Genomic DNA, 23,587 nt, shown 5'->3' on the forward strand with positions numbered 1-23,587 from the left:
CGCCCCCTCAGCTGAGCGAGATACCATGAGCACGAAGGTCGCCGATCTGTTCGTCCGGGCGCTGGCGCAGGCCGGCGTGAAGCGCATCTACGGCGTGGTCGGTGACAGCCTCAACGGCCTGACCGAGGCCCTGCGCCAGGACGGCTCGATCGCCTGGATCCACACGCGCCACGAGGAGAGCGCCGCCTTCGCGGCCGGCGCCGAGGCGCACCTGACCGGCGAGCTCGCGGTCTGCGCCGGCTCCTGCGGGCCGGGCAACCTGCACCTGATCAACGGCCTGTTCGACGCGCACCGCTCCCGCGTGCCCGTGCTGGCCATCGCGGCCCAGATTCCCTCGGCGGAGATCGGCCGGGGCTACTTCCAGGAGACGCACCCGCAGAACCTGTTCCAGGAATGCAGCCACTACTGCGAGCTGGTCTCCTCGCCGGCCCAGCTGCCCGGCGTGATGGAGACCGCCATCCGCGTCGCCGTCGCCGAGCGCGGGGTCGCCGTCGTGGTGATCCCCGGCGATGTCGGCCTCATGGTCATGCCGGGGAACGCGCCCGAGCTCTCGGCCGCCCTGGTGCCGCCCCCGCCCGTGGTGCGCCCGCGCGAGGCCGACCTCGACGCGCTCGCCGGGATGCTCAACGCGGCCGGGCGCGTGACCCTGTTCTGCGGCCGCGGCTGCGCCGGCGCCCACGCGGAGCTGCTGCAACTCGCCGAGGCGCTGAAGGCGCCGGTCGTCCACGCGCTCGGCGGCAAGGAGCACGTCGAGTGGGACAATCCCTACGACGTCGGCATGACCGGCCTGATCGGTTTCTCGTCGGGCTACAGGGCGATGCTCGACTGCGACACCCTGCTGCTGCTCGGCACCGGCTTCCCCTACCGCCAGTTCTACCCGGACGACGCCAAGGTCGCGCAGGTCGACCTGCGGGCCGGGAGCCTCGGGCGCCACTGCCGGATCGATCTCGGCCTGATCGGCGACGTCGGGGAGACGATCGCGGCGCTGCTCCCGAAGCTGCAGGCGAAGACCGACCGGGCGCATCTCGACGACAGCCTCGCCCATTACCGCAAGGCCCGCGCCGGGCTCGACGCGCTGGCGGTCGGCAAGCCCGGCGGCAAGATCCACCCGCAATACGTCGCCCGGACACTCAGCGAGGCGGCCTCCGAGGACGCGGTCTTCACCTTCGACGTCGGCACGCCGACGATCTGGGCGGCGCGCTACCTCGCCATGAACGGCAAGCGCCGGCTGATCGGCTCGCTGAACCACGGCTCGATGGCCAACGCCCTGCCGCAGGCGATCGGCGCGCAGGCGGCCTATCCCGGGCGGCAGATCATCTCGTTCTCCGGCGACGGCGGCTTCGCCATGCTGATGGGCGACCTGCTGACCCTCAACCAGCACAAGCTGCCGGTGAAGATCGTGGTGCTGAACAACGGCACGCTGGGCTTCGTCGAGATGGAGATGAAGGCGGCGGGCTTCCTCGAGACCGGCGTCGAGCTGGTGAACCCGGACTTCGCCGCCATGGCGAGCGGGGCCGGCATCTTCGCCCGGCGCGTCGAGGATCCGGCCGCGCTGCCGGACGCGATGGCCGCGATGCTCGCGCATGACGGCCCGGCGCTGCTCGACGTCGTGTCGGCCCGCCAGGAGCTGTCGATGCCGCCGAAGGTCGGCCTCGAGCAGGTGACGGGCTTCGGGATGTGGCTCGCCCGAGCCGTCATCGACGGGCGCGGCACCGAGATCATCGACCTCGCCAAGACCAACCTCTGGCGCTGAGGCGCCCTTCCGAAGCCGGAGCTCTGCCCGATGATCCGCTGCGTACGCATCTGGACCGGTGACGACGACAATTCCTACTTCGAGGAAGGCGTCATCGACCTGCCCCACGGCGAGCGCGGCGACATCCTCAGCGGCACGACCGACGTGGTCTCGATTTCCTTCCGCGAGACCCAGGCCGGCGGGACCTACGCGTGGCACGCGGCGCCGACCCGGCAGTTCGTCATCACCCTGCGCGGCACCCTCGACTTCCAGACGAGGGCCGGCGCGCACTTCACGATCCGCCCCGGCGACATCCTCATCGCCGAGGACACGGCCGGCTCCGGCCATTCCTGGCGCCTCGTCGACGACGAGCCCTGGTGCCGGGCCTACGTGATCCTCGCCCCCGGCGCCGAGGCCCGGCTCCCCTTCGTTCCGAACAAGACCGCCTGAGGAGGGGCCCGATGGCCGAGATCAGCTTCGACGACGCTCCCGATGTGGTGCTGATCGGCGCCGGGATCATGAGCGCGACCTTCGGCACGGTCCTGAAGGAACTGGAGCCGTCGCTCAGGATCGCGATGTTCGAGACGCTGCACGACTGCGCGCAGGAGAGCTCGGAGGGCTGGAACAACGCCGGCACCGGCCACGCGGCCAATTGCGAGCTGAACTACACCCCCCAGCGCCCCGACGGCAGCGTCGACATCGCCAAGGCGCTCGAGGTCAACACCGAGTTCGACATCTCGCGCCAGCTCTGGGCGCACCTCGTGCGGAAGGGCGCGATCCCGGACCCCCGCGCCTTCATCCATCCCTGCCCGCACATGAGCTTCGTCTGGGGGGCCGAGAACGTCGCCTTCCTCAAGGCGCGCTACGCCGCGATGTCGGCGCACCACTGCTACCACGGCATGGAGTACAGCGAGGACCCGCAGGTCATCGCCGGCTGGGCGCCGCTGATCATCGAGGGCCGCGCCCCCGGCGAGCCGATCGCCGCCACCCGGATCGTCACCGGGACGGACGTCGATTACGGCGCCCTGACGCACCTGCTGGTGAAGCAGCTCGCGGCGCAGCCCGGCTTCGCCGTCCACTACAACCGCAAGGTCGTCGCCCTCGACCGGGTCGACGACGGCCGCTGGGCCGTGACCGTCGAGGACACCTACGACGCCACGCGCCGCACCGTGACGGCCAAGTTCGTGTTCATCGGCGCGGGCGGCGGCTCGCTGCCGCTGCTGCAGGCCTCCAAGATCCCGGAGGGGCGCGGCTACGGCGGCTTCCCGGTCTCAGGCATCTGGCTGCGCTGCGACGTCGACGCGGTCAGCGCGCGCCACCACGCCAAGGTCTACGGCAAGGCGGCCTCCGGCTCGCCGCCGATGTCGGTCCCCCACCTCGACACCCGCATCATCGGCGGCAAGCGCTCGCTGCTGTTCGGCCCCTACGCGGGCTTCTCGTCGCGCTTCCTGAAGCACGGGTCGCTCACCGACCTGTTCACCGCGCTGACGCCGCACAACATCGTGCCGCTGCTGGACGTCGCCAAGGACAACGTCGCGCTCACCGAGTACCTCGTGGGCCAGGTGCTCCAGAGCTCCGACCACCAGTTCGCGACCCTCAAGGACTTCTTCCCCAAGGCGCTGAAGCAGGACTGGACCTCGGCGGTGGCCGGCCAGCGGGTGCAGACGATCAAGCCGACCGGGAAGGCGAACCCGCTGGAGGAAGGCTACCTCGAATTCGGCACGGAGCTGGTGGCCGCGGCCGACAACTCGATCTGCGCGCTGCTCGGCGCCTCGCCCGGCGCCTCGACGGCGGCCTTCATCGCGGTCGAGGTCCTGGAGAAGTGCTTCGCCGACCGGCTCACGCCGGATGCCTGGCTGCCCCGCCTCAAGGCGGTGATCCCGACCTACGGCATCGACCTCAAGCGGGACGCCGAGGCCTGCCGCCGCACCCGGGCCGAGACGGCGCCGGTCCTGAGGATCGAGAACGTCTGACAGGTTCGCGAGGCGCGGTTCCCCGCGCCTCGCCGGCGGACATCTGAGGGTGCGGCGCGCCCGGCCCGCGGCGGCGGACCGGCGAGCTTCGGCCGGAGAGAGGAACGATGGACATCTCCGCCCTGATGCTCTCGCGCATCCAGTTCGCCTTCACGGTGTCGTTCCACATCATCTTCCCGGCCTTCACGGTCGGGCTGGCGGCCTGGCTCGCCTTCCTGCAGGCGCGGGCGATGATCGCGCGCGAGCCGGTCTACGACCGCCTGTTCGCCTTCTGGCTCAAGATCTTCGCCGTCGCCTTCGGGCTCGGCGTGGTCTCCGGCATCGTCATGGCGTTCCAGTTCGGCACCAACTGGAGCGAGCTCGCCCGCCGCACCGGCCCGATCCAGGGGCCGCTCCTCGGCTACGAGAGCTTCACGGCCTTCGCGCTCGAGGCCTCGTTCTTCGGGGTGCTGATGTTCGGCCGCAGGCGGGTGCCGCGCTGGTTCTACCTGTTCGCCTGCCTGATGGTCTGCCTCGGCACCAGCCTGTCGTCCTTCTGGATCCTCGTGAACAACTCGTGGATGCAGTACCCGACCGGCTTCGCCCAGCGCCCGGACGGCGTGTTCGTACCGACGGACTGGTGGGCGATCATCTTCAACGGGGTCGTCTGGGTCCGCTTCCCCCACATGGTCCTGGCCGCCTACGTCACCACCAGCTTCTGCGTGGCCGCGACGGGGGCGTGGTACATGCTGCGCGGCAGCGACCGGATCGAGGCCCGCGCCATGATCCGGATGGGGCTCGGCCTCGCCGCGATCCTGGTGCCGCTGCAGCTGTTCTTCGGCCACCTCACCGGCGACTACGTCGTCAAGCACCAGCCCTCGAAGATCGCCGCGATCGAGGGTCACTGGGAGAGCCAGGCGCCGGCCGGCGAGATCCTGTTCGCGTGGCCCGACGAGGCGCAGGAGAAGAACCACTTCGTCATCGCGCTGCCCGCCCCGATCGGCAGCCTGATCGACGACGGCACCCTCACCGGCAAGGTGATCGGCATCAAGGACATCCCCAAGGCCGACCGGCCGCCGGTGCTGATCCCGTTCTTCGCCTTCCGCATCATGGTCGGCTGCGGGCTGCTGATGCTGGCGCTGGCCTGGGGCGGGATGGCCTTCTACGCCACCGGGCGGCTAGAGCGGGCGCGCTGGCTGCAATGGGCGATCTTCCTGTCGTTCCCGCTCGGCTTCGTCGCAACCCTGACCGGCTGGTTCACCGCCGAGGTCGGGCGCCAGCCCTGGACGGTCTACGGCCAGCTGCGCACCGCCGACGCGGCGACGCCGTTCCTGGCCGCGCCGCAGGTTGCGACCTCGCTCGCCGTGTTCGGCGCGGTCTACGCGCTGATCTTCGCGGCCGGCACCGTCTACATCTACCGCATGCTCAAGGCCGGCATCCTGCCGACCCCGGCCCGTGCGGGGAGCGCCGCCAACCCCAAGCGGCCGCTCGCCGTGCCGGGCGACAGTCCCGGCACCCCCAGCAGCAATCCGGCGGAGTGAGCGGCCGTGATCGAATTCTGGGCCGCCGCCCTCGCCCTCACCCTGATGCTCTACGTGCTGCTCGACGGGTTCGACCTCGGCGTCGGCATGCTGTTCGGGATCGCCCCGGACGAGACGGCGCGCCGGCACATGATGCAGGCGATCGCCCCGGTCTGGGACGGCAACGAGACCTGGCTGGTGCTCGCCGCCACGATCCTGTTCGGCGCCTTCCCGACGGTCTACGCGCTGCTGCTCTCGGCCTTCTACCTGCCGCTCCTCCTGATGCTCGCGGCCCTGATCCTGCGCGGCGTCGCCTTCGAGTTCCGCTACAAGTCCCGGCGGCTGCGGCGGGTCTGGGACGCGGGCTTCGTCGGCGGCTCCTACTGCGCGGCCTTCGTGCAGGGCGTGACGGTCGGGGCGCTCGTGCAGGAGCTGCCGGTGCAGGGCGGGCTCTACGCCGGCGGGGCGTTCACGTGGCTCACGCCGTTCTCGCTGCTCTGCGGGCTCGGCCTGTGCCTCGGCTACGCGCTGCTCGGCGCCGCGTGGCTGTGCGGCAAGACCGAGTCCGACGTGCGCGACCTCGGCTTCCGGCTGCTGCCGCGGCTCCTGCTGGGCGTCCTGGTCTTCCTCGGCGCGGCCTTCGCGTACGCGCTGGCGATGAACCTGCGGGTGCTGCACCGCTGGGTCGAGCGGCCCGAGATGCTGGTCCTGCCGCTCGTGGGGGCCGTGGCCTGCGCCGGGCTCCTCTACGCGGCGCGGCGCCGGATCGATGCCCTGCCCTTCCCGCTGGTGGCGCTGATCTTCGCCGCCGCCTTCGCGACGCTCGCCGCCTCGTTCCTGCCCTACATGGTGCCGTTCAGCGTGACGGTGACCGAGGCGGCGGCGCCGGAGGCGAGCCTGTCCTTCATGTTCTGGGGCGCAGGCATCGTGGTCCTGCCGATCACCCTGATCTACACCCTGGTGGTCTACCGGGTGTTCAAGGGGAAGGTCGACATCGCCGAGCACTATGACTGAGCCTGCAGCCGGATTCCCGGACCCGCCCCGGCCGGCGAGGCCGCGCGATGGCCGGTGAGGTGGCCCTTTCCGACGACGCGCCGGGCCTCCTGCAGCGCCTCGCGGCGTGGTGGCCGCGCGAGGCGGCCGAGGCCGTGCGCATCGCGCTCACCGCCATCGCGGCGATCTGGCTCGCCATGTGGCTCGAGCTGGCGCTGCCGCACTGGGCCGGCTGGACGGTCATCTCGGTGACGCTCGCCACCCGCGCGGCCTCCCTGCGCAAGAGCCTGTGGCGCGCCGGCAGCACGCTGGTGGGCGTCACCGTCGCGATGGTGCTGGTGGCCAATTTCGCCCAGGCGACCCTGGCCTTCGACCTCGCGCTGGCCCTGTGGATGGGCCTGCTCACCGCGGCCTCCAGCGTCGAGAGCGGCCAGCGCGCCTACGGCTTCGCCTCGATGGGCTTCACCGTGCCGATCATCGCGCTGGCCGACGTGCAGAACCCGGAGGCCGTGTTCCAGATCGGCGTCGACCGCTGCTCGACGATCCTGCTCGGGATCGGCTGCGCCTACGCGTCGAACGTGTTCGTGGCGCCGGGCGTCCCCGCCGTCAGCCGCGCCCTGGCGGGGCGGCTCGAGGCGGCCGCGGAGGCCTGCGACGCCTGGATGGCCGCCCTGCGGCGGGGCGAGCGGCCCGGCCCGATGCCGATCGCCGCGGTCATGACCCTGGGCGAGGAGGTCACCGACACGTTCACCGAGCAGCCCTCCCTGCGCTCCGGCGGCCGCGGCATCCGCAACGCCGCCCCCCGGCTGCGGCGGGTGCTCGCCGCGGGCCTGCTGCGGGCGCTGCTGCCGGACCGGCCGGGATCGCGCTCGACCGACCTGATCGGGGCCGGCGGGGCGATCGCCGTCCGGCAGGTCGGGCGCGTCCGGGTCTCGGCGCGGCTCCTGCGGGCCGGCGGGCGCGTGGGCCGGCGGCGCGTCCCGTTCCGCCCGCACCTGCTCCTGTGGAACGACCTGGACTGGGACGGCTGGCACGCCTTCGACAACGCCCTGCGCACCGCCGCCGCCGTCCTGCTCGTCAACGGCTTCTGGTACGTCACCGGCTGGTCGCACGGGGCCGGCGCCGCGACCTGGGCGAGCCTCGTCTGCGTCCTGCTCGCCGCCCATGCCGACCCGCGTGCGGAATCCCGCGCCTTCCTGGTTGGCGCGCTGCTCGCCGGCGTGGTCGGGCTCACAGTCCGCTACACCCTGCTGACGACCACCGGGAGCTTCGCGCTGCTGGCCGCGGTGCTGCTGCCGGTGGCGATGCTGGCGGTGGTCGGCCGCGCCGACAAGCGCGCGATCTACGGGATCGGCTTCGGGTTCTTCGTCTTCGGCGTGCTCGATCCCAAGAACCCGATGACCTACGACCTCGCCGACTCGCTCAACACCGTGCTGGCCGAGCTGCTCGGCATGGCGGTGGCGGCGATCGCGTTCGCCGCCCTGCCGCCGCCGGTGAGCGCCGCGACCCTGCGCCTGCGGGCCCGACGCCGGCTGGTCCGGTCGGTGCGCGGCGCGGCCCTCGACCCGGCGCTCCTGCTGCCGCCGCTCGACCGCTACCTCGCCCGGGGCTTCGGCCGACTCGCCCTCATCGGCGCGGACGACGCGGCGGCCCGGAGCGGCGAGCGCCTGCTCGTCATCGGGCTCCTGCTGCTCGCCCTGCGGGAGACGGACGACCGGGAGGGCCGCCGCGTCGGCCGGGCGGTCTGGGCGCGGCTCGCCGCGTCCCGTCCGGCGGGGCCGGAGACGGTGCCGGATCCCTTGCGCGCGCTCGCCGACCGGGCGACCCTGCCCCTCCAGGCGGAGCGCATCGGGGCGCTGGCCGCCCTCGTGTCGGATCTCGACCGCGCGGGCTGGCCGAACCTCGATCCGGGAGGGCGGGCGTGATCGGCGTGGTCGGATTGCGGGCGGTCGACGTGCTGGGGCTCTTCGTCGAGCCCGCGGTGATCTGCCTGCTCGCCGCCCTGGTGATCACCTGGGCCCTGCGCTGGATCTTGGACTGGATCGGCATCAACCACCTTGTCTGGAACCGCGCCCTGTTCGACTTCAGCCTCCTGACCGCCGTGACGGCGCTGCTGATCCTGTCCCTGCGCGTCCAGGGCCCGTGAGATGGCCCTGAAACCGCGACCGTCGCTGCGCGACTGGCAGCCGCCGCCCGCCTACAACGTCGCCGCCACCCTGCTGGCGCTGGCGGCGGCCGTGGGCCTCGCCTACCTCGCCTTCCTCTACTACGCCTACACGCCCTGGACCCGGGACGGGCGCGTGCGCGTCTACACCGTGCAGGTGGCGCCCGAGGTCTCCGGCACGGTGGTGGCGGTCCGGGTCCGCGACAACCAGTTCGTCCGCAAGGGCGACGTGCTGTTCACGATCGATCCCGGCACGTTCAGGAACGCCGTGACCCAGGCCGAGGGCGCCCTCGCCAGTGCCCGGGCGCGGGCCGGGTACCTCGCGGGGATCGCGCAGCGCACCGCCGACCTCGACGACCTCGCCACCACGCCGCAGCAGAAGCAGACGACCAGCGGCCAGGCGCAGGCCGCCCAGGCCGACGTGGTCCAGGCGGAGGGTGCGCTCGCGCAGGCGCGGCTCAACCTGGAGCGCACGACCCTGCGGGCGACCGTGAACGGCTGGGTCACCAACCTGCTGCTGCAGGAGGGCGGGTTCGCCGCCACGGGACAGCCGGCGCTGACGCTGGTCAACGGCGACAGCTTCTGGATCGAGGGCTATTTCGAGGAGACGCAGCTCCCGCGCATCGGCGCGGGCGACGCCGCGCGCGTGTCGCTGATGGCGTGGCCGGACCGTCCGATCCGGGGGCGCGTCACCGGCCTCGGCCGCGGGATCAGCGTCGCCGACGCCGCCCCGGGCGTCCAGGGGCTGCCGACGGTCAACCCGATCTTCACCTGGGTCCGGCTGGCGCAGCGGGTGCCGATCCGGATCGACCTCGACGACGTGCCCTGCCCGATCGTGCTGGCGGCCGGGATGACGGCGAACGTCGCGATCCTGGCCGAGACAGCCGGGTCGCCGGACGCACTGCCGCCCGGCCGGCGCACGGGCGCGGCCGCCGGCCAGCGCTGCGACGGGGCGCCGGTCGTCGAGTCGCGGCGCTGACGACGCGCGCCGGCCGGGAAAACCGGGCGGCGCGGCGCGTTGATCCGGCAGGCGCGCCGCCGCGCGGCGGCCGCGATCGCGACGAGGACCCGATGGACTACAGGCAGTTCGGACGCTCCGGCCTCACCGTGCCGGTGCTCAGCTTCGGCACCGGCACCTTCGGCGGCACGAACGAATTCTTCCAGCGCTGGGGGCAGACGGACGTCGCCGAGGCGACCCGCATGGTCGATCTCTGCCTCGACTCCGGCGTCAACTTCTTCGACACGGCCGACATCTACTCGGGCGGCGCCTCGGAGGAGATCCTGGGCCAGGCCCTGAAGGGCAAGCGCGACCGGGCGCTGATCTCCACCAAGGCGACCTTCCGGTTCAACGACGAGCTGAACCAGGTCGGCTCCTCGCGCTACCACCTGGTCCGCGCCTGCGAGGCCAGTCTGAAGCGGCTCGGCACCGACCATATCGACGTCTACTTCATGCACGGCTTCGACGCCCTCACCCCCGTGGACGAGACGCTGCGGGCGCTCGACGACCTCACCCGCGCGGGCAAGATCGGCTATATCGGCGCCTCCAACTTCTCGGGCTGGCAGCTGATGAAGGCGCTCGCGACCTCCGAGCGCCACGGGCTCGCCCGCTACGTCGCCTACCAGGGCTACTACGCGCTGATCGGCCGCCACTACGAGTGGGAGCTGATGCCGCTCGGCCTCGACCAGGGCGTCGGCCTGATGGTCTGGAGCCCGCTGGGCTGGGGCCGTCTCACCGGCAAGATCCGCCGCGGACAGGCCAACCAGAGCGGCCGCATCGCCGCCGGCGGCGCCGAGGGCGGGCCGCCGGTCTCCGACGACTACCTGTTCGGCGTGGTCGACGCCCTCGACGCCGTGGCGGCCGAGACCGGCAAGACGGTGGCGCAGGTGGCGCTCAACTGGCTGCTGACCCGGCCGACCGTCTGCAACATCGTGGTCGGCGCCCGCAACGAGGAGCAGTTGAAGCAGAACCTCGGCGCCCTCGGCTGGACCCTGACGGCCGAGCAGGTCGCCCGGCTCGACGCGGCGAGCCAGGAGACCCCGATCTACCCGTACTGGCACCAGCGCGGCTTCGACGAGCGCAACCCCAAGCCGACGCGCTGGTAGGCCGTCGCCCCGGCCGGGACGATCGAGCGATTTTTCAGAAACGATGCGTTTCGATCGTTTCTGTTCCAACCCGGACGCTCCCGGTCCAGGATGCCTGCGGATGGGGGGCCGATCCCCGCGCGGAGGAGCAAGGCGATGAGCTGGCACAGTGCCGATGACCCGATCCCGGGCGACCATTTCAGCTGCGACGCGATCCAGACCCTGATCGTGCCCCGCTCGCGCGATCTCGGCTCCTTCGCGGTGCGCCGGGCGCTGCCCTCCACCGAGTGCCGGATGGTCGGCCCCTTCATCTTCTTCGACCAGATGGGCCCCTCGGAATTCCTCCTCGGGCAGGGCATGGACGTGCGGCCGCACCCGCATATCGGCCTCTCCACCGTCACCTACCTGTTCGACGGCGAGATCATGCACCGCGACAGCCTCGGCACGGAGCTGCCGATCCGGCCGGGCGAGCTGAACTGGATGACCGCCGGCCGCGGCATCACGCACTCGGAACGCACCGCCCCGACGCTGCGTCAGACCGGCTCCCGCCTGTTCGGCATCCAGAGCTGGGTCGCGCTGACGGACCGGGACGAGGAGAACGCCCCCGCCTTCGAGCACTACGACGCCGCCGCGCTACCTGTCCTCACCGGCGAGGGCAAGACCGTCCGGCTGATCGCCGGCGAGGCCTTCGGCGCGCGCTCGCCGGTCCGGACCTCGAGCCCGATGGTCTACGCCGACGTGGCCCTCGAGGCCGGCGCCGTCCTGCCCCTCGATCCGACCTACGACGAGCGGGCGATCTACACGGTCGCGGGCGCCATCGAGATCGCCGGCGACGGCTTCGGCCCCGGCCAGCTGCTGGTGTTCCGCCCCGGCGACCGCATCAGCGTGCGCGCCACGGAATCGGCCCGGTTCATGGTGCTGGGCGGCGAGCCAATGGACGGGCCGCGCCACCTGTGGTGGAATTTCGTCTCGTCCCGGCCCGAGCGGATCGCGCAGGCCAAGGAGGATTGGCGCCAGGGCCGGTTCGACACCGTGCCGAACGACGCCGAGTTCATCCCGCTGCCGGAGGACCCGCAGCCCGTCCGCTACCCGTGAGACGGCCCGCGATCCGGCGGTCCCGCGCGACGTCGCGCGGGTATCGCCGCGGCAGCGCAACCCTAGCGCGAACATTAAGGAGTTGTTAACCATTTTCCGTCGGTGTGAGGCGGACGCCGATGCCTCACCGAAGGCTTGCGCTGCACCCTGTCGGCAGGACGCGTGATGGAACAGACGAAGCACCCCAAGGCCGAGGCGCTGGACCAGATCGATGCCGTCGCGCGCGACGCCCGCGAGCCGACGACCCGGATCCGCACCGGCAACCTCGTCCTGCTCGCCGCGGACGAGCGCGTCTCGGCGCAGGGGCGCAACCAGAACCCGTCGCCGGTCGAGCGGTGGCCCGACCTGCTGGAGCGGGTGCAGGGCGCGGCGCGCTACATCCGGAACGTCGAGGACCGGGCACAGGAGCAGGAGACGCACGTCCAGGACCTGCTGCGGCAGGTGCGCGCCGACATGGACGCGGCCCGCGCCCAGGTGCTGGCGGCCGAGCGGGAGACCCACGAGGTCCACGCGCAGGCGATCAAGCTGATCCAGGCCGCCGAGGACCGGGCCGCGGCCGCCGAGGAGCGGGCCGCGGCAGCGGAGCAGATGCTCCAGCGCATCGCCGAGACGATCGACGCGGAATTCGTGATGCAGCCGGGCGGACAGGTGACCGGCCAGGCGGGCAGCGCTCGGGCTTCCGCGACGCGGGCGGCTTCGTGACCGGCGCGGGCCCTGCGGAACCGCCACGGCGATGAACGCGACGTTCTGGGCCCAGCTCGACGCCCGCATCGCGCGCGAGCGCGGAGAACCGACGGAGCCGGCTCCGGGGATCGCCGACGGCCCCCTCGTGGCCGACGCACCGAGCCCGGCGGCGCGTTCCGAAGCGTCCCCCGAACCCGATCCGGAGACGCCGTCGCGGCCGGTGGCGGACTGGAGCCAGATCCTCGACACCCTGTCGGCCGCGACCGTTGCGAAGCAGGCGCAGGATCAGCGCCTGCACCAGCAATCGACCGCCTGCGAGACGCTGGCCGCGGATCTGGAGGCCGCCCAGCAGGAGATCCGGACCCTGCGGGCGCTCCTGGAGGAAGCGCGGGCGCAGGCGGCGCGGCAGGTCCTCGAACGCGAGGCGGAAGCCGACCGGCGCGTCCGGGAGGCCCAGGCGCGGGCCGAGGCCGCGACCCTGCGGGCGGCGGCGGCCGAGGACTGGCTCAAACGGATCGAGCAGGCGAGCCGGGATCTGCTGCCCGACGGACGGCACGCGGCCGCCTGAGGCCCGGAGCGCCAGCCACGAATCAGCCGCGGCCTGCCGAGGCGGGTCGGCTCAGGCGGCGCGCTCGCCCGGCACGCCGAGGCCGATGGAGCGCGCCAGCGCGGACCGGCGCTCGGCATATTCCTGCGCGACCATCGGATAATCGGCCGGCAGACCGTAGCGCTCGCGGTAGCTCTGCGGGTGCAGGCCGTGGGCCGTGAGATGGCGCTTGAGCGTCTTGTACCGGCGCCCGTCGATGAAGCTCACGATGCCGTCGGGCCGGATCGAGCTGCGGATCTGCGCGGCGGTAGGCCGGTCGCGCAGCGCGTCCGTGTCCCCCGCCGCCTCGATCGACGCCGCCCCGTTGGCGGCCAGCGCGGTGATCGCGTCGTGACACTGCGCGATGAGGGTCGGAAGGTCGGCGGTCGGAACCCGATTGTTCGATACATAGGCAGCGACGAGCCCCGCCGTCAGCACGATATTGGATTGGGGGCTGACGAGGGACGAATCGGACACGTTATGGGCTCCTGACAAGGTCGAGAACCCTCTTAGGTTGGTCGGCGCCGTTGCGCTTGCCTGAAAGCGTGCTACCGTTTTCCCGAGCGCGCGCGGCGAAGCATGAATACAAGAATTTTCTATGAGGACTTTGTTCTCTACGGCGGATTTCAAGCCGAAAGACAGTTTCCGCCTCTGGCGTGAGACGATCTTCGAGCGGATCGTGCCGGTCGAACTTACGCCTGCCGTGGCGCACGCTTTCACCGGCACGCTGGAGGCCGCGGAGGTCGGGCCGCTGCTGATCACGCGCGTGACGCAGAGCGCCGTCACCACCGTCGCGACCCCGGACACGATCCGCCGGCACGGCAAGTACGAGACCCTGAACGTCGCCATCACGCTCAAGGGCCGCGTGTTCAGCGCGCAGGACGACCGCACCGCGATCCAGAATCCCGGCGACATCGTCGTGATGGACCGTCGGCCGGCGACGATGGCCTCCGACGTCGACACGCAGACGCTGTTCGTCGAGCTGCCGCGCGCGGCCCTGGAGCGCGCCCTCGGCTCGACGCGCCGGTTCACGTGCCTCACGATCGGCGCGGATCAAGTCGGCACGTCGATGGTCACGACCTTTTTCCAGGAACTGGTCCGCAACGCGGAGCGCCTGACGCCGGACATGTCGAACCGCATGGCGTCGGTCGGCGTCGATCTCATCGTCGCGAGCATCGCGGAACGCCTCGCGCACGAGACCCCCAAGAACATCCAGGGCGTCCTGATCTTCCAGCGCGCGCTGGCCCACATCGAGGCCCATCTCGGCGACCTGAACCTCGACCCCGCCCGGCTCGCGGCGGCCGTCGGCGTGTCGCTGCGCCACCTCCAGGCCCTGTTCCGCGAGCAGGACCGCAACATCGCCGACTGGATCTGGCGGCGGCGGCTGGAGACCGCCGCGCAGCGTCTCGCCGATCCCGGCTTCGCCCATCTGGCCGTCGGAGAGCTGGCCTACAGCTGCGGCTTCTGCACCCAGAGCCATTTCAGCCGCCGCTTCAAGGACAGCTACGGGATCTCGCCGAGCGAGTACCGGTGGCGCAACCGCGGCGCGGACCAGCTCGCCGGCTGACGTCCGGCTACTGCAGGACGGCGCCCGCGGTGTTCGCGCGGATCCATCCCGGAGCGAGGATGTCGCCGCCCTCGGTGATGATCCAGGGATTGGCATCCTCGGCGTCGATCGCCGCGACCGCGGCGGCGAGGGCGGCCCGCAGCGTCGGGAAACTGTGCGACACGGCCACCCGGGCCGGCGCGTAGCCCGGCCAGAGGGTCAGTTCGGCGGGTCGGTCGAGATCGGTCGGCAGCATTGGTCGTGCGGGGCTGGAGGGGCACGCCGCCTGGGCCGCGGGCGTGCGGGGAAGCGGACGGAGAGCTGGCGCGCTCAGGCGGCCTTCGGCTTCGGCCGGGGCACGCGCACCTCGACCATCTGGCCGGTCATCGGGTTGAGGATCAGCATGTCAGCACGTCTCCGGTGGACCTGCCCGTAGAACGCCCGCCGATCGCGCCCGGATCGGGGCGGTCGGCGCAATTGTGCGGTTTGGGTAAACCGATCGTTCACCGTGAAGGCGCGCCGTTCATCCGCGCCGTCTCCGCCTCAGATTACAACCGGGCGTCGTGTGGTCGGAGGCCGGCACACCTACCGTTTTAGGCGTAGGATCCGACGCGCGTCGTCGCGATGGCCGAGCCGCGGGCATACAAAAGCCCGCCACGGCAGGACCGGGCGGGCGGAGTGGCGGCATAGGGTCGGGAGGTTCGCCGTGGCGGCGACCTGCCATCCCGCCCATGACGGCCGCATGACAGCGGTATGCCAGCGCGATGGAAGCGGCATGCCAGCCCCACGAATATCGCGCGACAGGCGGCCGATCCGGTCAGACCCGCTCCGGCTCCGCCAGCAGGATGGCGGCGCGGATGGCGGCCCGGCGCAGCCCGGCATCGGCCCAGGGCTGATCGATCAGCGTCCGGGCGAAGGGATGCGAGGCCACCGCGGCCGCGGGATCGATGCGGAAGCCGTCCCCGAACGCCACCGAACCGGGCGTGGGATCGGCCAGATAGGCGTCGACGACGGCCGAGACGTCGTCATCGACGATATCCAGGGTCGTGAACAGGTCGAGAGTCATGGGGCGCTTCGCCATGGCGGCGCTATAGCCGCGCCACCGCGACAGGATCACGACTCCCGCGCCGTCTCCGCGCCGCGATCAGAACGCGGCCGGAACGAGCATCGCGGCGGGGACCGGGCCGCGCACGTAGTCCGCGTGCCGCAGGCGCTCGGGCAAGTGGACCGCCGGGTGCTCCACGCTGCCGTAGGGGATCTGGTCGAGCAGGTGGCTGATACAGTTCAGGCGGGCCCGTCGCTTGTCGACCGCCTCGACCACCCACCAGGGCGCCTCGGGGATATGGGTCCGCGCCAGCATGTCCTCCTTGGCCCGGGTGTAGTCCTCCCAGCGGCGCCGCGACTCGACGTCCATGGGCGACAGCTTCCACTGCTTGAGCGGATCGCGGATCCGCATCCGGAAGCGGAATTCCTGCTCGGCATCGGTGATCGAGAACCAGTATTTTACCAGGACGATGCCGGAGCGCACCAGCATGCGCTCGAATTCGGGGACCGACCGGAAGAACTCCTCGACCTCCGCCTCGGTGCAGAAGCCCATGACCCGCTCGACGCCGGCGCGGTTGTACCAGGAGCGGTCGAACAGCACGATCTCGCCGCCGGCGGGCAGATGGGAGACGTAGCGCTGGAAATACCATTGCGTCCGCTCGCGCTCGCTCGGGGCGGGCAAGGCGGCGACGCGGCAGACGCGGGGATTGAGGCGCTGGGTGATCCGCTTGATCACGCCGCCCTTGCCGGCCGAGTCGCGGCCCTCGAACAGCACGACCACGCGCAGTTTCCGGTCCTGCACCCAGTCCTGGAGCCGGACCAGCTCGTGCTGCAGCCGGAGCAGCGCGCGGAAATAGACCTTGCGGTCGAGATGATCGGGCGGCGCGCCGCCGAGCTCGGCCGCGAGCCGGTCGAGGCGATCCTCCTCGAGCCCGAGTTCCAGCTCCTCGTCGTAGCTGTCGGCGAGGTCACGCCGGATCGCCTCCAGGGTGGCATCCGCGTTGGCATTCAAGGTGGCATCCGGGGCAGAGCTGTCGTCGGGCCGCATCGCCGGTTCTCCTGCGCGTCGCGGGGCCGACCTAGAGCAGCGTTCCGTGACACGCCTGAGAAAGCGCCGCGCCCGCGGCGGCCGATCCCATGTCGCGCCCGTGATCGTTCCGTCATACGGTTCCGCCACCGATCGGGGCGACCGGAGATGCGTCATGGCTGGAGAAGCGAAGAGGGCCGGGCCGAAGCGCCGGCGGGACGACCCCGATCCGGCGCGCGCCGAGGGCGAGAAGGTCGGCGCGCGCATCGATGCCGCCTTCGAGAAGCTCGCCGGGAAGCTGCGCGCCCGCGCCGACAGGGCCCGCGCCAAGCTCGACGCGGCGACGAAGGCCGAGAAGCGGGCGGTGCTGCTGCGCCGCTACGAACTCTACGCGGACGCGGCGGCCTATCTCGAGGAGCGGCTCGTCGATCGCGGGGGGCGATCCGCGTGATCTCCATCGACCCGGCCGGGCGCGGCGCCGCCCGACGCAGCTGACGGCGAGGATCCCATGTTCGACGCGACCAAGATGCTCGCCGACGCCCTCGGCGAGCACCTGGCCCTGACCTACCAGCGGACCTTCGGCAGCCGGGAGCCGCGCTACGCCGAGATCATCGAGGCCGCGGCGCGCCTGACGATCGAGCGGATCGTCGGGAGCGACGCCCTCTACCATGACGGCGACCACACGGCCCTCGTCACCCTGGTCGCCCAGGACATCCTCCGCGGCCGCTTCCTGCAGCAGGGCATCACGCCCGAGGACTGGCTGCACATGATCCTGGCCGCCCTCTACCACGACATCGGCTACGTGCGCGGCGTCTGCGCCGGAGACCGGCTGCAGGCCTTCGTCATCGACGCGCAGGGCACGACCGTCAGCCTGCCCCGGGGCGCCTCTGACGCGGCGCTGGCACCCTACCACGTGGAGCGCTCGAAGCTGGCCGTGCAGGAGCGCTTCGGCACGCACGATCTCGTCGACGCGTCCCGGGTCATCCGGGCGATTGAGCTGACCCGCTTCCCGGTCCCCGAGGACGATTCCCATCGCGAGACCGGGACCGAGGCCGGCCTGCTGCGGGCGGCCGACCTGATCGGTCAGCTCGGCGACCCGCTCTACCCGCGCAAATTGAACGCCCTGTTCCACGAATTCGCCGAGATCGGCGTCAACGCGGAACTCGGCTACGACAGCCCGGCCGACCTCGCGGAGCGCTACCCGTCGTTCTTCTGGGGCAAGATCGAGCCCGTGATCGGGGACGCGATCCGGTTCCTCGACCTCACGGTCGAGGGGCGGGGCTGGGTCGCGAACCTCTACGCCCACGTCTTCGCCATCGAGCACGACCGCCGGCGCATGGGCCCGCATCCCGGGCCGGGCCCTCTCTGAGGCGGCGCGGCGGCCTCAGGCGGCCGCGACGAGTCGGGTCACGGCCCGGACCAGCTCCGCCGCCACGAAGGGCTTCTCCAGGATGGGCCGGCTCGCCTCGGCCGGGGCGCCGGTGACCCGCACGTCGCCGGTGGCGAACAGGTACGGCACGCCGAGGACGCCGAGACGCTCGGCGACCGGATAGACGCTGTTCCCGTCGCCCAGATTCACGTCGAGCACCGCGGCGTCGGGCGTCTGCTCGGCGATCAGGTCCAGGGCGAGATCCGCGCGTGGGACCGGGCCGATCACCTCGGCCCCGGCGCTGTGCAACCAGCGCTTGACCTCGCTGGCGATGAGATACTCGTCCTCGACGACGAGGACGCGGCACCCGGACAGGGGCGGAACAGCCTCGGGCACGATCCCCTCCCATCGGCGCGCGACGATCCGAGAATAACCGCGCGACACGACCGGAGGTTCGCGCCGTTCGCATGATCCGCCACGCACCCCGACGGCGCGGGACCGCGCCGGCCCGCGCGGCGGGTCGATCAGCCCCCTGGCCGAGCCGGGGCGTCGGGCGGGGCGTCGGGCGGGGCGTCGGGCGGGAAGAAGCGGTTGGCCGGCCGCGCGAGGCCGAGATGGTCGCGCAGCGTCGTCCCGGCGTAGTCCCGGCGGAACAGCCCGCGCCGCTGCAGCTCCGGCACCAGCCGGTCGACCACGTCGTCGAGACCCTCGGGCACGAACGGGAACATCACGTTGAAGCCGTCGCAGGCGCGGGTCTCCAGCCACTCCTCCATCCGGTCGGCCACCTGCGCGGGCGTGCCGACCATCTGCAGGCCGCCGTAGCCGCCGACCTTGCGGGCGAGTTCCCGCACGGTCGCGCCGGTGCGGCGGGCGTAGTCGACGATCTGGGCCTGCCCGCTCTTGCTGGCGTTGCTCTCGGGGAGCTCCGGGAGCGGCGCGTCGAGGGCGAAGCCGGTCGCGTCGACGCCGAGGCGGACCGAGAGGTTGGCGAGGCCGCTGTCGGGATGGACGAGGTCGTCGAGGCGCGCCTTCTTGGCCTGCGCCTCGTCCTCCGTCTCGCCCAGGACGATGAAGCAGCCGGGCAGGATCTTGAGCTGGTCCGGGTCGCGCCCCGCCGCCGGCATCCGGCCCTTCACGTCGGCGTAGAAGGCCCGGGCCGCCTCCACGGTCGAGGCCGCGCCGAACACCATCTCGGCGGTCTCGGCGGCGATCTGCTTGCCGGCCTCGGAGGCGCCGGCCTGGACGATCACCGGCCAGCCCTGCACCGGCCGGGCGACGTTGAGCGGGCCCTTCACCTTCAGGAAGTCGCCGCGGTGGTCGAGGACGCGCATCTTCGCCGGGTCGAAGAACAGGCCGCTCGCCGGATCCATCGTGAAGGCGTCGTCCGCGAAGGAATCCCACAGGCCGGTCACCACGTCGAAGAACTCGCGCGCCCGGGCGTAGCGGGTGGCGTGCTCCAGATGCGCGTCGCGGCCGAAGTTCAGGGCCTCGTCCGGGTTGCCGGAGGTGACGAGGTTCCAGCCGGCCCGCCCCTTCGAGATGTGGTCGAGCGAGGCGAACTTGCGGGCGACGTGGTAGGGCTCGTTGTAGGTGGTCGACGCGGTGGCGATCAGGCCGATCCGATCGGTGAGCACGGCGAGCGCCGGCAGCAGGGTCAGCGGGTCGAACGACGTCACGGTGGCCGAGCGGCGGAGCGCCGCCACCGGCATGTTCATCACCGCGAGGTGGTCGGCCATGAAGAACGCGTCGAACTTCGCGGCCTCCAGCCGCCGGGCGAAGTGCGCCAGGTGCTCGAAGTTGAAGTTCGCGTCCGGATAGCTGCCTGGATAGCGCCACCACGCGGTGTGGATGCCGACCGGGCGCATGAAGGCGCCGAGATGCAGCTGGCGGTCCCGGCTCATCGCTGCCGTCTCCGGTCTCTCACGGATGCTTGTGGATCGGGTCGACCCAGTACACCGTCTCGGGCGCCTCGGCGGCCTCGACGTCGGGCAGGTTGACCACCACCGCCTCGTTGTCGGAGCGCACCAGCACGCAGTGCAGCGGCTCGTCGGTCGAGGCGTTGATCTCCTGGTGCGGCACGAAGGGCGGCACGAAGATGAAGTCGCCCGGCCCGGCCTCGGCGACGTATTCGAGCCTGTCGCCCCAGCGCATCCGGGCGCGGCCCGAGACCACGTAGATCACGCTCTCCAGTTCGCCGTGGTGGTGCACGCCGGTCTTGGCGTCGGGCTGGATCGCCACCGTGCCGGCCCAGATCTTCTGGGCGCCGACCCGGGCGGCGTTGATCGCGGCCTGCCGGTACATGCCGGGCGTCTGCGCGGTGTTGGCGTCGAGCCGGTCGCCGGGGATCACCCGAACGCCGTCGTGCTTCCAGCGCTCGGACGCGCCGTGGTCGTGGGCGTGATCGTGGGCGTGATCGTGGGCGTGGCCATGATCGTGGCTGTGGCCGTGGTCGTCGCCGTGGTCGTGCATGTCGGGTCCTCCCGCGCCATCATTGCACGGCGGCGGCGGTTTGCGAGACGCTCGTGTCGAGGATCGCCTCGGCCCGCGGCGCGCGGGCCTTCGGGATCAGCCCGGCGCGGACGTAGAGATCGATGTTGCGCTGCTCGTCGGCGATCACGGACGCGTCGATCGGGACGGCCCGGTAGGCGGCGCGGCCGAACCAGCGCAGCGGCACCGCCTCCGGCAGGCCGATGAGCTTCGACCAGACGGACGCGTAGGGCGCCGGATCCTTCAGGGCCCATTCCCGGGCGCGGGCGAGGCGCGCGCCGAAATCGGCGAGCAGCGCCCGCTTGGTCCGGATCGCGTCGTCGCTCGCCACCGCGAAGGTCAGGCCCGGGGTGATGCCGTTGCCGTCGCGGATCACCCGGACGAGGCCGGCGAGCTCCGCCGTGGAGGTGTAGGGCTCCCAGGTCGCCCAGGCGTCGACCGCCCCGGAAGCCAGCGCGATCTTGGCGTCGGCCGGCGGCAGGAAGCTGAAGGTCACGCTGTCGGCGGGCAGGCCCGCCTCCTCCAGCGCCGCCAGGACCACCTGATGGCCGATCGAGCCGCGGTTCGTGGCGACGCGCTTGCCCTTCAGGTCGGCCACGGTGCGGAGGGGCGATTCCTTGAGCGCCAGGATCGCCAGCCCGTCCTGCCGGTTGCGGAAGGCCAGGAACGCCTTCACCGGCACCCCGGCGGCCGCCGCGAAGGTGAAGGGCGCGTCGCCGACGCCGCCCGCGTCGATCGCGCCGGCGTTCAGCGCCTCGAGCAGGGGCGCGGCCGCCGGGAACTCGCTCCAGTCGAGCCGGTAGGGCAGCCCGTCGAGCACGCCGGCCGCCTCCATCAGCGCGCGGGCGTTGCCGCGCTGGTCGCCGACCCGCAGCACCTCCTGCGCGTGCGCCGGCCGGACCGCCAGGAGCGCCAGCAGGGCGAGGATGACGGCGCGCATCAGGCGGCCTCGGCGGCGCCGCGGCGCCCGAGGGCGGCCCGGACGGCGGGCAGCAGCGCCCGGCCGTACTGGAGCGCGTCCTCCAGCGGGTCGAAGCCGCGGATCAGGAAGGTCCGCACGCCCAGGTCGTGATAGTCGAGCAGGGCGTCGGCGACCTGCTCGGGGGTGCCGACCAGGGCGGTCGAGTTGCCCGCCGCCCCGGTCTCGGCCGCGATGGCGGTGAACAGGCGCTTGTCGTGGCGCGGCCCCGCGGCCGCGGCCGCGAGGAGCCGCCGGGAGCCCTCGTTCTGCGGCGTCGCCGCCGGGCCGAGGCCCTTGGCGGCCCGGACGGCCCGGGTCCGGGCCAGGATGTCCTCGGCGCGCTCCCAGGCCCGCGCCTCGGTCTCGGCGAGGATCGGCCGGACCGACAGGCTGAAGCGCGGCGCCCGCCCGTGGGCCGCGGCCGCCGCCCGCACCCGGCCGATCAGCTCGGCGACCTGCGCGTGGGTCTCGCCCCAGAGGGCGTAGGTGTCGGCGTGGCGGCCGGCCACCGCCAGCGCCGCCGGCGAGGCGCCGCCGAAATAGACCGGGATCGCGTTGACCGGCTTCACCTCGGAGAAGCCGCGCTCCACCCGGTAGTGATCGCCCGCGTAGTCGAACGGCTCCGCGGCGGTCCAGCTCTGCCGGACGATGTCGAGGAACTCCCGGGTGCGGGCGTAGCGCGCGTCCTTGGTGAGGTGGTCGCCGTCCTGGGCGAGTTCCCGGTCGTCGCCGCCGCTGATCACGTGGATCGCGACCCGGCCGCCGGTGAGCTGGTCGAGGGTCGCGAATTGCCGCGCCGCCACGGTGGGCGCCGTGAATCCGGTGCGGTGGGCGATCATCAGCCCCAGCCGCTCGGTCACGGCGGCGACCTGCCCGGCGAGCAGGAGCGCGTCCGGCGTGGTCGCGTGGAAGGCCACCAGCACCCGGTCGAACCCGCCCCATTCGTGCGCCTGCGCCAGGAGCTTCAGGTAGTCGCGGTCGATGGACGGCCCCGCCGCCGGGTGGATCTCGGAGGTGTGGCGGGGGGCGACGAAGCCGATGAACTCGACGGCATCGGGGGGAAGCAGGCTCATGGTGCGATCTCCGGGTCGAGGGCGGGTTCAGGCGCCGAGGGTGGCCCTGCCGGCGGCGGCGCGGACGGCGTCCCCTTGCGGCCAGTGGATGCGCGCGCACAGGACGTCGCGCAGGTGCCGCTCCAGCGGGTTCGCCCGGGACAGGCCGGCGTTGCCGGACAGCTCCGCGGCGCGCTGGACCGCCGCGACGGCGTTCTCCGTGGCGGTGAGCTTCACGAAGCCGGACTCGCGCGGCGGCGGAGGATGTCCCGCATCGACCTCGGCGGCGAGCCCGGCGACGAGGCGCGCGTTGACGGCGAGCAGCCGCTCGTTCTCGCCGACCGCCTCGTGGAAGCGCGGCAGGCTCGCCAGCGGCGCCCCGAGGCTGCCGGGCCGGCGCGCCCGCAGGAAGCCGGTGAACCAGTCCTGCGCCGCCCGGGCCACGCCGTCGTAGAGGGCGGCGAGCAGGGTGCAGCTCCAGGCCTGCTGCCAGGGATCGGGCCCCGACCAGCCGCCCGGCGGCCGCAGGTCGACGGCGTGGTCCCCTGGGATCGGCACGTCCGTGAAGTGGACGTCGTGGCTGCCGGAGGCGCGCAGGCCGAGATGGTCCCAGGTCTCCGCGATGCGGATGCCCGGCGCGTCGAACGGCACCAGGACGGTGCCGGTGCGCGGCTCCGCCTCGTCGGTGCGGACGAAGACGAGGCCGTAGGCGAGCCCCGGCGCCCCGGTCGCGTAGATCTTGTGCCCGGAGATCCGCCAGCCCGCGCCGTCGCGGCGGGCGACCGTGGCCGGCAGGCCGCCCCGCGAGGGCGTCCCGAGCTCGGGCTCGACCCGCAGGGCGTTGATCAGCGCCCCGCGCGCGACCGCCGCGGCGCCGACCGCGTCGGCGAGCGCGCGCGGCCACGGGGTGTCGGGCCGGTGGATCAGCCCGTGCTGGAGGTACTGCATCGCCACGACCAGGGCGGTCGCCGGGTCGGCGGCGCCGAGCGCGCGCACCAGTGCGGCGGCCCGCGCGAGACCCGCGCCGCCGCCGCCGAGACGCCGCGGCACGGTGACGGCCAGGAGCCCGGCCTCCCGGAGCGCCGCGAGGGAGTCGTGCGGGAAGGTCCCCGCGCGGTCGTGGTCGGCCGCGCGGGCGGCGAGCCGTCCGGCGAGGCTGCTGACGATGTCGGGGGGCGGGACGGCGACGGTCATGGGGTGTTCGGCGACGTGATCGGCGGGCGGCCGCGCGGCGCCATCCCGGGAGCTGCGATGGTCCGCCGGGACCCGGGTCGCGTCAACGGAATGCCGTTC

General features: G+C 72.5%; 25 protein-coding genes. 15 read left to right on the forward strand and 10 right to left on the reverse strand.

Features of this window, described 5'->3' with window-relative positions; translation table 11 throughout:
* Positions 1-25: 25 nt before the first annotated feature.
* The 12 genes from poxB (at position 26) to H288_RS0102590 (ending at position 12,790) form a co-directional block, all read left to right on the forward strand.
* Positions 26-1,753: a ubiquinone-dependent pyruvate dehydrogenase gene (poxB, locus tag H288_RS0102535; RefSeq protein ID WP_020091019.1), complete on the forward strand. Its 1,728-nt coding sequence runs from the start codon at positions 26-28 to the stop codon at positions 1,751-1,753.
* Positions 1,754-1,783: 30 nt separating this feature from the next.
* A complete protein-coding gene (locus H288_RS0102540) occupies positions 1,784-2,182 on the forward strand; it encodes a hypothetical protein (RefSeq protein WP_020091020.1) in 399 nt (132 codons plus the stop codon).
* An 11-nt stretch (positions 2,183-2,193) separates the two neighbouring features.
* Complete coding sequence (gene mqo, locus H288_RS0102545) at positions 2,194-3,705, forward strand: malate dehydrogenase (quinone) (protein WP_020091021.1); 1,512 nt, start codon at positions 2,194-2,196, stop codon at positions 3,703-3,705.
* Positions 3,706-3,812: 107 nt separating this feature from the next.
* Positions 3,813-5,225 carry a cytochrome ubiquinol oxidase subunit I gene (locus tag H288_RS0102550; RefSeq protein ID WP_020091022.1) on the forward strand — a complete coding sequence of 471 codons (1,413 nt, stop codon included), beginning with the start codon at positions 3,813-3,815 and terminating at the stop codon, positions 5,223-5,225.
* 6 nt (positions 5,226-5,231) lie between these two features.
* The gene (gene cydB, locus H288_RS0102555; RefSeq protein WP_020091023.1) at positions 5,232-6,218 is read left to right on the forward strand and encodes a cytochrome d ubiquinol oxidase subunit II; all 987 of its coding nucleotides are present in this window, start codon (positions 5,232-5,234) and stop codon (positions 6,216-6,218) included.
* A gap of 47 nt (positions 6,219-6,265) precedes the next feature.
* Positions 6,266-8,122, forward strand: a complete 1,857-nt coding sequence (locus H288_RS0102560; RefSeq protein ID WP_020091024.1) for an FUSC family protein — start codon at positions 6,266-6,268, stop codon at positions 8,120-8,122.
* Positions 8,119-8,343: a DUF1656 domain-containing protein gene (locus H288_RS0102565; protein WP_020091025.1), complete on the forward strand. Its 225-nt coding sequence runs from the start codon at positions 8,119-8,121 to the stop codon at positions 8,341-8,343. The genes H288_RS0102560 and H288_RS0102565 overlap by 4 nt, the downstream gene beginning before the upstream one ends.
* A gap of 1 nt (position 8,344) precedes the next feature.
* Entirely contained in the window at positions 8,345-9,340 is a 996-nt protein-coding gene (locus tag H288_RS0102570; protein WP_020091026.1) for an HlyD family secretion protein, read from the forward strand.
* 92 nt (positions 9,341-9,432) lie between these two features.
* Positions 9,433-10,464, forward strand: coding sequence for an aldo/keto reductase (locus H288_RS0102575; RefSeq protein WP_020091027.1), 1,032 nt, complete (start codon positions 9,433-9,435; stop codon positions 10,462-10,464).
* Between the two features lie 135 nt (positions 10,465-10,599).
* Positions 10,600-11,538, forward strand: coding sequence for a pirin family protein (locus H288_RS0102580; RefSeq protein WP_020091028.1), 939 nt, complete (start codon positions 10,600-10,602; stop codon positions 11,536-11,538).
* A gap of 165 nt (positions 11,539-11,703) precedes the next feature.
* Positions 11,704-12,240, forward strand: coding sequence for a hypothetical protein (locus H288_RS32040; RefSeq protein ID WP_020091029.1), 537 nt, complete (start codon positions 11,704-11,706; stop codon positions 12,238-12,240).
* A gap of 31 nt (positions 12,241-12,271) precedes the next feature.
* On the forward strand, positions 12,272-12,790 hold the full coding sequence (locus H288_RS0102590) for a hypothetical protein (protein WP_020091030.1): 519 nt from the start codon (positions 12,272-12,274) through the stop codon (positions 12,788-12,790).
* A 51-nt stretch (positions 12,791-12,841) separates the two neighbouring features.
* On the opposite strand, the gene H288_RS0102595 is transcribed toward H288_RS0102590, so the two are convergent.
* A complete protein-coding gene (locus H288_RS0102595) occupies positions 12,842-13,285 on the reverse strand; it encodes a MucR family transcriptional regulator (protein ID WP_020091031.1) in 444 nt (147 codons plus the stop codon).
* A 121-nt stretch (positions 13,286-13,406) separates the two neighbouring features.
* Between H288_RS0102595 and H288_RS0102600 the strand changes: the two genes are divergently transcribed.
* Positions 13,407-14,375 carry a helix-turn-helix domain-containing protein gene (locus H288_RS0102600; protein ID WP_026604602.1) on the forward strand — a complete coding sequence of 323 codons (969 nt, stop codon included), beginning with the start codon at positions 13,407-13,409 and terminating at the stop codon, positions 14,373-14,375.
* A gap of 7 nt (positions 14,376-14,382) precedes the next feature.
* On the opposite strand, the gene H288_RS0102605 is transcribed toward H288_RS0102600, so the two are convergent.
* From H288_RS0102605 to ppk2, 3 genes are all read right to left on the reverse strand, one after another.
* Complete coding sequence (locus tag H288_RS0102605; protein WP_020091033.1) at positions 14,383-14,610, reverse strand: hypothetical protein; 228 nt, start codon at positions 14,608-14,610, stop codon at positions 14,383-14,385.
* 561 nt (positions 14,611-15,171) lie between these two features.
* Positions 15,172-15,420: a hypothetical protein gene (locus H288_RS0102615; protein ID WP_128083267.1), complete on the reverse strand. Its 249-nt coding sequence runs from the start codon at positions 15,418-15,420 to the stop codon at positions 15,172-15,174.
* Positions 15,421-15,498: 78 nt separating this feature from the next.
* Positions 15,499-16,446: a polyphosphate kinase 2 gene (gene ppk2, locus H288_RS0102620; protein ID WP_020091036.1), complete on the reverse strand. Its 948-nt coding sequence runs from the start codon at positions 16,444-16,446 to the stop codon at positions 15,499-15,501.
* A gap of 154 nt (positions 16,447-16,600) precedes the next feature.
* Here ppk2 and H288_RS0102625 point away from each other — a divergent pair, with 154 nt between their 5' ends.
* Together H288_RS0102625 and H288_RS0102630 are read left to right on the forward strand one after the other, a co-directional pair.
* Complete coding sequence (locus tag H288_RS0102625; RefSeq protein WP_020091037.1) at positions 16,601-16,876, forward strand: hypothetical protein; 276 nt, start codon at positions 16,601-16,603, stop codon at positions 16,874-16,876.
* 57 nt (positions 16,877-16,933) lie between these two features.
* The gene (locus H288_RS0102630; protein ID WP_020091038.1) at positions 16,934-17,794 is read left to right on the forward strand and encodes a hypothetical protein; all 861 of its coding nucleotides are present in this window, start codon (positions 16,934-16,936) and stop codon (positions 17,792-17,794) included.
* 15 nt (positions 17,795-17,809) lie between these two features.
* On the opposite strand, the gene H288_RS0102635 is transcribed toward H288_RS0102630, so the two are convergent.
* The 6 genes from H288_RS0102635 to H288_RS0102660 form a co-directional block, all read right to left on the reverse strand.
* Positions 17,810-18,190: a response regulator gene (locus H288_RS0102635; protein WP_020091039.1), complete on the reverse strand. Its 381-nt coding sequence runs from the start codon at positions 18,188-18,190 to the stop codon at positions 17,810-17,812.
* Between the two features lie 128 nt (positions 18,191-18,318).
* On the reverse strand, positions 18,319-19,695 hold the full coding sequence (locus tag H288_RS0102640; protein WP_020091040.1) for an LLM class flavin-dependent oxidoreductase: 1,377 nt from the start codon (positions 19,693-19,695) through the stop codon (positions 18,319-18,321).
* A 19-nt stretch (positions 19,696-19,714) separates the two neighbouring features.
* On the reverse strand, positions 19,715-20,263 hold the full coding sequence (locus H288_RS0102645) for a cupin domain-containing protein (RefSeq protein ID WP_020091041.1): 549 nt from the start codon (positions 20,261-20,263) through the stop codon (positions 19,715-19,717).
* Between the two features lie 19 nt (positions 20,264-20,282).
* Positions 20,283-21,221 (reverse strand): ABC transporter substrate-binding protein, encoded by a 939-nt coding sequence (locus tag H288_RS0102650; protein ID WP_020091042.1) that lies wholly within the window; start codon positions 21,219-21,221, stop codon positions 20,283-20,285.
* Positions 21,221-22,315 (reverse strand): LLM class flavin-dependent oxidoreductase, encoded by a 1,095-nt coding sequence (locus H288_RS0102655; RefSeq protein ID WP_020091043.1) that lies wholly within the window; start codon positions 22,313-22,315, stop codon positions 21,221-21,223. The genes H288_RS0102650 and H288_RS0102655 overlap by 1 nt, the downstream gene beginning before the upstream one ends.
* Positions 22,316-22,342: 27 nt before the next feature.
* Positions 22,343-23,488, reverse strand: coding sequence for an acyl-CoA dehydrogenase (locus H288_RS0102660; RefSeq protein WP_020091044.1), 1,146 nt, complete (start codon positions 23,486-23,488; stop codon positions 22,343-22,345).
* Positions 23,489-23,587 lie beyond the last annotated feature (99 nt).

The sequence above is a fragment of the Methylobacterium sp. 285MFTsu5.1 genome (assembly GCF_000383455.1).
Taxonomy (GTDB): Bacteria; Pseudomonadota; Alphaproteobacteria; order Rhizobiales; family Beijerinckiaceae; genus Methylobacterium.

Coding starts and splice junctions, on each gene's coding strand:
- H288_RS0102655 (WP_020091043.1), bottom strand. CDS start 22,315: ATGAGCCTGCTTCCCCCCGATGCCGTCGAGTTCATCGGCTTCGTCGCC.
- H288_RS0102640 (WP_020091040.1), bottom strand. CDS start 19,695: ATGAGCCGGGACCGCCAGCTGCATCTCGGCGCCTTCATGCGCCCGGTC.
- H288_RS0102580 (WP_020091028.1), top strand. CDS start 10,600: ATGAGCTGGCACAGTGCCGATGACCCGATCCCGGGCGACCATTTCAGC.
- H288_RS0102550 (WP_020091022.1), top strand. CDS start 3,813: ATGGACATCTCCGCCCTGATGCTCTCGCGCATCCAGTTCGCCTTCACG.
- H288_RS0102625 (WP_020091037.1), top strand. CDS start 16,601: ATGGCTGGAGAAGCGAAGAGGGCCGGGCCGAAGCGCCGGCGGGACGAC.
- H288_RS0102600 (WP_026604602.1), top strand. CDS start 13,407: ATGAGGACTTTGTTCTCTACGGCGGATTTCAAGCCGAAAGACAGTTTC.
- H288_RS0102650 (WP_020091042.1), bottom strand. CDS start 21,221: ATGCGCGCCGTCATCCTCGCCCTGCTGGCGCTCCTGGCGGTCCGGCCG.
- H288_RS0102575 (WP_020091027.1), top strand. CDS start 9,433: ATGGACTACAGGCAGTTCGGACGCTCCGGCCTCACCGTGCCGGTGCTC.
- H288_RS0102645 (WP_020091041.1), bottom strand. CDS start 20,263: ATGCACGACCACGGCGACGACCACGGCCACAGCCACGATCATGGCCAC.
- H288_RS0102560 (WP_020091024.1), top strand. CDS start 6,266: ATGGCCGGTGAGGTGGCCCTTTCCGACGACGCGCCGGGCCTCCTGCAG.
- poxB (WP_020091019.1), top strand. CDS start 26: ATGAGCACGAAGGTCGCCGATCTGTTCGTCCGGGCGCTGGCGCAGGCC.
- H288_RS0102630 (WP_020091038.1), top strand. CDS start 16,934: ATGTTCGACGCGACCAAGATGCTCGCCGACGCCCTCGGCGAGCACCTG.
- H288_RS32040 (WP_020091029.1), top strand. CDS start 11,704: ATGGAACAGACGAAGCACCCCAAGGCCGAGGCGCTGGACCAGATCGAT.
- mqo (WP_020091021.1), top strand. CDS start 2,194: ATGGCCGAGATCAGCTTCGACGACGCTCCCGATGTGGTGCTGATCGGC.
- ppk2 (WP_020091036.1), bottom strand. CDS start 16,446: ATGCGGCCCGACGACAGCTCTGCCCCGGATGCCACCTTGAATGCCAAC.
- H288_RS0102615 (WP_128083267.1), bottom strand. CDS start 15,420: ATGACTCTCGACCTGTTCACGACCCTGGATATCGTCGATGACGACGTC.
- H288_RS0102660 (WP_020091044.1), bottom strand. CDS start 23,488: ATGACCGTCGCCGTCCCGCCCCCCGACATCGTCAGCAGCCTCGCCGGA.
- H288_RS0102590 (WP_020091030.1), top strand. CDS start 12,272: ATGAACGCGACGTTCTGGGCCCAGCTCGACGCCCGCATCGCGCGCGAG.
- H288_RS0102605 (WP_020091033.1), bottom strand. CDS start 14,610: ATGCTGCCGACCGATCTCGACCGACCCGCCGAACTGACCCTCTGGCCG.
- H288_RS0102570 (WP_020091026.1), top strand. CDS start 8,345: ATGGCCCTGAAACCGCGACCGTCGCTGCGCGACTGGCAGCCGCCGCCC.
- H288_RS0102540 (WP_020091020.1), top strand. CDS start 1,784: ATGATCCGCTGCGTACGCATCTGGACCGGTGACGACGACAATTCCTAC.